Here is a 6,567-nt window from a genome sequence, read left to right as displayed (position 1 = left end):
AGTGGTATCCACTGGGTTGCTTCACGATAACGGCGAGGGGGGTATAGCTGCCGTGTTCTTCGTAGCAATAGGTTTGGTGTTTACTGGTATTGATATCCTGCTCTTGCAGTAACCGTAGTCCTTGCCAGACAAAATGGGTTTCGTGTCGTGTTGGTTTGCCGTGAGCCTGTGATCCAACCACCTTATGAATAAGGCGACCGAGTGCATCATCATGTCCATTCACAGTGCGTTATTAGGAACTAGTAATTAATACGATAGATTATAGAACTTCAACTGTACCAACTAGTTTAGGCCCTTCATAAATATTTATTATAAATCCGGAATTGAGTAAAAAACTAGGTGCATCTTCCATTAAAAAATAGGCTTCACCTAAACCTATTCTTTGGTAGGAATCGACCTGTTCATTACTTTTAATATTTAGCACTACTGACCAAGATGATATATCACCACTTTTACCTCTCATTGGTTCAGTGATTACATAATATTTTAAATTCAGGGGGAGTGATTTTTTTCCACCTTGTTGCACTGGTGTCCAGTGAATCTTGACATTTTTTTTTGAAGTTTCCATTTTCCCCTCTATTTTAGCAAGTTGGTTGATGTATGTATTTACTCCATTTAGGTTTAATTTTTTCCTCATTGAGGACTGTATTTTCTATAAATCTAGCTTTTCATATTCCATCCAATCGAGGGGTTTTATAAGCAGCATCAGTTATATTATCAGGTACATTGAATTGAATGACACGGAAATCACCACCATGCCCCGTTTTTTCACCTCACATTACAGTTGTGTTACCTTGTTAGTTGGTGAGGTCGAGTGGGGCACTGTTACTATCACAATGATAAGTAAAATGATGGTATTACCAATATTATAATGATTTATAAAAACTGACTCTTTCATCATTTAAGGGGAAAAAAACTTCTTCTAGTTCATAGATTTTTGTAACCCAATAATATTCTTCATCTTTCATAGCATCAAAATCAATCTCATTATAAAATAAATTGATTCGTTCAGGATCAAATTCTTTATCAACTGAATAGTTAGTTACGACTTGATTTAAAAATACATTATAAAAAGATACAAATAGTTTAATATTACTATTACAAAATAATATTTTTACATTTTCATTTGGGGAGTATGCATAAAATATTTTCCCGTCAATTTCTTTAAAACAAAAATAACCACTTAAGTCCTCACCAAATATAATGTAATTTTCATTTGAATGTGTTAAAAAATAAGTTGGTTTGTAAAATTTAAAGTTATAATTTGTATAAGAAGGAAGTAAATCTACTTTATCCTCTAAATCTTTTATTTTTTTTTTGATAATGAATGATATTTTTAATATCAATCAACTTAGATTCTAATGTTTCTGTAAGATATGGCATATTTCACCTAACATGTTTTTTTGATATTATTTAGATTATGTTGTAAATCTTTTCTGCCTGAAGAACTGTAATTAAAGCTATAAGTATTTTTTGGTGAATATTTATTCACAAGCGGATTGCAACTAGTGCAAGGGTGCCTTTCCGAAAAAAACTCGTTAATGGTAATCCCTGGCTTATTCGCATACTTAGCTATTAATTTCTCTTCAGAGTGTAAAAAAACCAGGATCATTTTTTACTACATCTATATAATTTTTTCCGTCTTTCGTGTAGCTTATAGCCGCATAGTTTGTTCCTTTGGCATTAAAATTACCGTCTAAAATACGCTGGTCTATTACACTTTGGCTTAACCCTTCACCATAAGGTATTTGTTCTACAGCTAGTCCCAAAGGATCAATCAGTTTCATTGGGTTTACTGCATACTGATACAGATTCATCCCACCCAATAACCCAATTGGGTCAGGCATGATAAATCGGCCTATCTGTGGGTCGTAGAATCTGAACGTATTAAAATGTAATCCGGTTTCATTGTCAAAATATTGTCCAGCATAGCGTAGATTTTGCTCGAAGGACTCCATCTTGCGATCTGGGTCGGAGTAGAAACTTAATGGACTACTGCGAACAAAACCAAAACGTTCATATTTCCCTGACCACACCGTATTGCCTTGTTCGTTGGTGACGTCGAGTGGGATATAATAGCTGGCGTGTTCTTCGTAGCAATAGGGTTTCAGGTTTATCTCGATACAGTTTACCTGCTCCCCGATTTTTATGCATAGCAGGTTTCTTAGTGAACAGTCACTTTTGGGTAGAAAGATCTGCTCACAGAATCCACTTTTAGTTCACTGTTTTTCTTATCCCGAACTCAGGTTAGCTAAGCAATGGTCACTGTAACTCAGGTAACGTAATCATATATTATTTTAAAAAAACGGTGGCTACTTTTTTGGGTCCTTCGTATATATCAAAAGTACTATGTTGTTCCATGCGTTCTTTCGGTGCGTTATCCATTAAGAAATCAACACTAGCCTCACTTATAAATTCATTATTTTCTGATTTTGTGGAATGTATATCAAAAACTACACTCCAAGCATTATTTTGCCAAGTAGTATCTTCGGGGAATCTTGATACAGCATAATATCGACCTACATCTGGAGGTCTTGTTCGACCGCCATCTTTTTTTTGTACCCATTTTATTTTTACTAAATGCATCTTTGGTTTCCTTTCGCTGTAACATTTTTACTCCAAGTTATTTTCACATTAGAATTATTAAGATCATCTAATGTGGCAAATCTAGCTGGACCAATACTATCTAAATGAGGGTCAAAATGCCATTTTTTAGCAATTTCATCTGGTACATTTATTTGTACAACTTTAAATGTATCACCTCCATGCCCCATTTTGTTACCCCAAATAACAGCATTGTCATATGTTGTAGCAAACCATTTACCTTCTAATGCATTCGGTGGTGAAGTCCAAGTGCCAGTTTTCATCAAGCTCTCATATTCGCTAATATTCATGCCTCGGTATAAGGTCATTAATCCGAAAGGATCCACCCATGACATCGGATTAGGCGCATAAGCATACAGATTCATTCCACCCAGTAACCCAATCGGGTCAGGCATGATAAAACGGCCTATTTGTGGGTCGTAGAATCTAAAGGTATTAAAATGTAATCCGGTTTCATTGTCAAAATATTGTCCAGCATAGCGTAAGTTCTGCTCAAAGGACTCCATTTTGCGATCTGGGTCGGAGTAGAAACTTAATGGGCTACTGCGAACAAAACCAAAACGTTCATATTTCCCTGACCACACCGTATTGCCTTGTTCGTTGGTGACATCGAGTGGTGCACTGTTAATATCGCAGTGATGCCAGTAATAGTGGTATCCACTGGATTGCTTCACAATAACGGCGAGGGAGGATAGCTGCGCTGCCGTACTTTTCGTAACGTAACTTGATATTAACTCTATCGCCAACTTTTCAAACAGTTCGTTTTACCGTAATTTAAAAATATCCTTTTGAAGTTACCCCAATAGTTGGATAATCAATTACTAGGGGGATTTTTATGTCAAAATACATCCTGAGCCTTATTCTTATAAGCGTATCTTTGCGAGAGTATTAACAAAAAGACGGTGTATGTCTGAACAAAACTGAGAGTTTTCAATGAAGTCAGGTAAAATCAAAACATAATAGAAAATATCATCTAACTGTAAATTTATATCATATGGTTCAAAATTTGATTCAGATTCAAACTCAAACAATGTAGCTATTCCATGTAAATTAACTATCTTTGCTTCTATACAAAAACATCCTTTATTATCAAGATCAAGGTTATAGCCAATATCTTCATGATGACGTAACATGTTTTTATCTTTATAAAAAAATAGCGATTCTTCATCGTTGTATGAATTATATTCGTACTGATAATCTATTTTAAGGATTTCATTTTTAAAAAAAGAAAAAACACTTTTCGTTGGTTTGTTCGTATAAAATCCATATAATTCGCCTGTCCATTCAGACATAAAATTCTCCTATGCTACAAATTTTGATGAATGTCATTGATTCAGCTAACAGCGACCATGTGTAACACCACTTTTTATTTTATTATTAGGATCGCGAAGATTTATATTTTCTTGTATGAAAAGACGTTTCACTCCATCCTGCCTGTCAACTCGTTGGATCTTGCTACTATCTATTTCAAAAGAGATATAATGTGTACTCTTTGCATTAGTTAGTCCCATTTGCCCTCTAGCTTTTGATGCATTCAGTTCTTCAGGCGACATTGTTGTCACATATACTGCATTAGGTTTTCCAGATATGGCTCCTTTACCTCAAGCTCCTGGGTCACTCATATTTATAGAACCAGTACCCATAATCCCTTTATATCCATCACTACTTGTGTAGTGATAAACCCTGACAATTTCCCAGCCCCAAGGGTCAATCCATCCCAATGGATTAGGTGCATACTGATACAGATTTATCCCACCCAATAACCCAATTGGGTCGGACATGATAAAACGGCCTATCTGTGGGTCATAGAATCTGAAGGTATTAAAATGTAATCCTGTTTCAGTGTCAAAATACTGTCCAGCATAGCGTAAGTTCTGCTCAAAGGACTCCATCTTGCGATCTGGGTCGGAGTAGAAACTTAATGGGCTATTGCGAACAAAACCAAAACGTTCATATTTCCCTGACCACACCGTATTGCCTTGTTCGTTGGTGACGTCGAGTGAGGCACAGTTAATGTCGCAGTGATGCCAGTAATAGTGGTATCCACTGGATTACTTCACAATAAGGGCGAGTGGGGTATAACTGCCGTGCTCTTCGTAGCAATAGGTTTGGTATTTACCGGTATTGATATCCTGCTCTTGCAGTAATCGTAGTCCTTGCAAGACAAAATGGGTTTCATGTCGTTCTACTTTGCCGTAAGCCCGTGACTCAACCACTTTATGAATGCGGCTACCCGGTGCATCGTAGTGATACAGTCGTTGTTTGTGGAAATTGAACTTGAGGGTTTTACCACAAAGTAAAACCTCTTGTTCTATTTCTTCAATAAGACTCAATAATTACTTTTGCAGAACTACCATGGAAAATAGTATCTATATATTCTTTCAATGTTCTATAGTTAAAGTGTTCAGCATTTAAATACACTAAAATATTTGAAAACCCAACATCCTTTATTTTGTCAGTTTTTATTTCAATTTTTAGGGTGTATTTTCTTAAAATGATTTTATCAATAGCATTAGAATACTCTCTTTCTGAAAGACTAGTTTGAATGCCAATTGAATCATCAACCTCCCCATCATCAAATCTTGATAAGATCAGATTATTTTGTGGGCTTGTAGGGTCATCTCCTACGCCAATAACAACAACGTCATTCTCTGTATAGCAATTAACAATGGAGGCTTTAAAAGTATATATATTATCCATAATTTTATCTTAGCATTTTTTTGAAGTTGTTGGTGTTTGTTTTTTAGGTGTGACATTCAAAGTCTGTTTTTCTGCTCCTTCCCAATTTAACTCAGCAAGGTATTGTTGCTTCCATCGCGACACAGCAGATTTGCCCGCCCCAGATATTTGTTCAACTTGAATATTGCTATATCCCCCTTCAACCATGAGTTTTGCATATTCCAGTTTTTGCTTTGCACTAAAGGTCACTTTTACTTTTCGGGTTATATTTATACCTATACGATTTTGCTTAATTATAAGCTATAAATCTCTACAGTTTTATTAGACCATCCCAAAAATATTTTCCATTAGAAACCAGACACTTCATTAACATTGTGAAAATTCAATATTCAACCCTTCTTCATTACATAAATCGACAAATAGTTGAGAGACAATCATTTGCTCACAAAAGACACTATCTCTCGCTATAAAGAAATCTTTATCACATTTATAGGCAGGAATATCGATTAGTTTAGTGCCATCAATAAGTTCCCTAAACGTTATTCTTTCCTCGTCAATAATTGGAAGGTAATTGTTTACCTTACATAAAGACATCGTTTCACTAGCATTTTCCACAGTACATTTATAGAAGGACATTTCAGATGCAATTCTACGCTCAAATATAGATACCGCTCTCTGTGAAAAAACTGGGACTCCGATATTGGCAGGAAAATAATCTGAAACCATCAGTTTATCACTCCGCATAGTACTTTGTACTTTACCTTTTGGTAGTGAATATGAGAGAAACTTATCATCCCCTTCATTCCAAATGAAAAAGCTTGATAATCTTGACTTTGGGTCTGAGAAGTCAATAACTCCATTTCCCAATGAGAAGCTACTACTAATAGTATAGATATTCATGCCCTTATCCTCGTAATCAAGCACATGTAAGTTTTCCTGTTTTGAATCCTTTACGAGCCTCATGCTGTAGGTTCAATACTTCACTTTGTATTCGTCGATAATCCCATTTTTCTTTATTTGCAACTCTCTCCAAAGCATCTAGTTTTGACTTCATCATTTCATTATATATTGCATGCTGTCCACTTCCCTTAAAATAAGACAGCGATAATTAGATTTTCTGTCCTAAAAATTGCAGAGGTCATAATGAAAAAAGCCCGTTTTACTGAAACTCAGATCGTTAATATTTTAAAACTTGCTGATTCTGGTATGAAAGTGGACGATATTTGCCGCCAAAATGGGATTAGTAACGCCACCTATTATAATTGGAAATCAAAGTATGGCGGC

The 6,567-nt window shown here is 35.5% G+C and carries 11 protein-coding genes and 5 pseudogenes; 1 reads left to right on the top strand and 15 read right to left on the bottom strand.

What is annotated here, in order from left to right; translation table 11 throughout:
• The 15 genes and pseudogenes from PR709_RS18295 to PR709_RS18230 form a co-directional block, all read right to left on the bottom strand.
• Positions 1-223: pseudogene (locus PR709_RS18295) on the bottom strand (RHS repeat domain-containing protein); the annotation flags it as partial.
• Between the two features lie 36 nt (positions 224-259).
• Positions 260-568, bottom strand: a complete 309-nt coding sequence (locus PR709_RS18290) for a hypothetical protein (RefSeq protein WP_148493797.1) — start codon at positions 566-568, stop codon at positions 260-262.
• Positions 569-866: 298 nt separating this feature from the next.
• Positions 867-1,346: a hypothetical protein gene (locus tag PR709_RS18285; RefSeq protein ID WP_272571089.1), complete on the bottom strand. Its 480-nt coding sequence runs from the start codon at positions 1,344-1,346 to the stop codon at positions 867-869.
• Between the two features lie 44 nt (positions 1,347-1,390).
• Positions 1,391-1,612: a nucleic acid/nucleotide deaminase domain-containing protein gene (locus tag PR709_RS19660; RefSeq protein ID WP_141173536.1), complete on the bottom strand. Its 222-nt coding sequence runs from the start codon at positions 1,610-1,612 to the stop codon at positions 1,391-1,393.
• Positions 1,613-1,757: 145 nt separating this feature from the next.
• A pseudogene (locus PR709_RS18280) lies at positions 1,758-2,102 on the bottom strand (RHS repeat domain-containing protein); the annotation flags it as partial.
• A 190-nt stretch (positions 2,103-2,292) separates the two neighbouring features.
• Positions 2,293-2,586 carry a hypothetical protein gene (locus PR709_RS18275; RefSeq protein ID WP_004917071.1) on the bottom strand — a complete coding sequence of 98 codons (294 nt, stop codon included), beginning with the start codon at positions 2,584-2,586 and terminating at the stop codon, positions 2,293-2,295.
• A gap of 320 nt (positions 2,587-2,906) precedes the next feature.
• Positions 2,907-3,290, bottom strand: a pseudogene (locus PR709_RS19655) (RHS repeat domain-containing protein); the annotation flags it as partial.
• Between the two features lie 177 nt (positions 3,291-3,467).
• Complete coding sequence (locus PR709_RS18265; RefSeq protein ID WP_004916875.1) at positions 3,468-3,896, bottom strand: hypothetical protein; 429 nt, start codon at positions 3,894-3,896, stop codon at positions 3,468-3,470.
• Positions 3,897-3,941: 45 nt separating this feature from the next.
• Complete coding sequence (locus PR709_RS18260) at positions 3,942-4,157, bottom strand: hypothetical protein (RefSeq protein ID WP_163761952.1); 216 nt, start codon at positions 4,155-4,157, stop codon at positions 3,942-3,944.
• Positions 4,158-4,205: 48 nt separating this feature from the next.
• Positions 4,206-4,496 carry an RHS repeat-associated core domain-containing protein gene (locus PR709_RS18255; RefSeq protein WP_272571092.1) on the bottom strand — a complete coding sequence of 97 codons (291 nt, stop codon included), beginning with the start codon at positions 4,494-4,496 and terminating at the stop codon, positions 4,206-4,208.
• 48 nt (positions 4,497-4,544) lie between these two features.
• Positions 4,545-4,625, bottom strand: a pseudogene (locus tag PR709_RS18250) (RHS domain-containing protein); the annotation flags it as partial.
• 30 nt (positions 4,626-4,655) lie between these two features.
• The gene (locus PR709_RS18245; protein WP_272571088.1) at positions 4,656-4,937 is read right to left on the bottom strand and encodes a hypothetical protein; all 282 of its coding nucleotides are present in this window, start codon (positions 4,935-4,937) and stop codon (positions 4,656-4,658) included.
• On the bottom strand, positions 4,924-5,304 hold the full coding sequence (locus PR709_RS18240) for a hypothetical protein (RefSeq protein WP_104872917.1): 381 nt from the start codon (positions 5,302-5,304) through the stop codon (positions 4,924-4,926). The genes PR709_RS18245 and PR709_RS18240 overlap by 14 nt, the downstream gene beginning before the upstream one ends.
• 69 nt (positions 5,305-5,373) lie before the next feature.
• Positions 5,374-5,550, bottom strand: a pseudogene (locus PR709_RS18235) (IS3-like element ISSde8 family transposase); the annotation flags it as partial.
• Between the two features lie 99 nt (positions 5,551-5,649).
• Entirely contained in the window at positions 5,650-6,183 is a 534-nt protein-coding gene (locus PR709_RS18230) for a hypothetical protein (protein WP_104873613.1), read from the bottom strand.
• Between the two features lie 243 nt (positions 6,184-6,426).
• Between PR709_RS18230 and PR709_RS18225 the strand changes: the two genes are divergently transcribed.
• The coding region (locus PR709_RS18225) for a transposase (RefSeq protein WP_272571091.1) at positions 6,427-6,567 on the top strand (141 nt) is incomplete at its 3' end.

The organism is Providencia sp. PROV267 (assembly GCF_028477825.1).
Lineage (GTDB): Bacteria > Pseudomonadota > Gammaproteobacteria > Enterobacterales > Enterobacteriaceae > Providencia > Providencia stuartii.
Note: the sequence above shows the minus strand (reverse complement) of the source record. Positions and strands in the feature narration are given on the sequence as shown.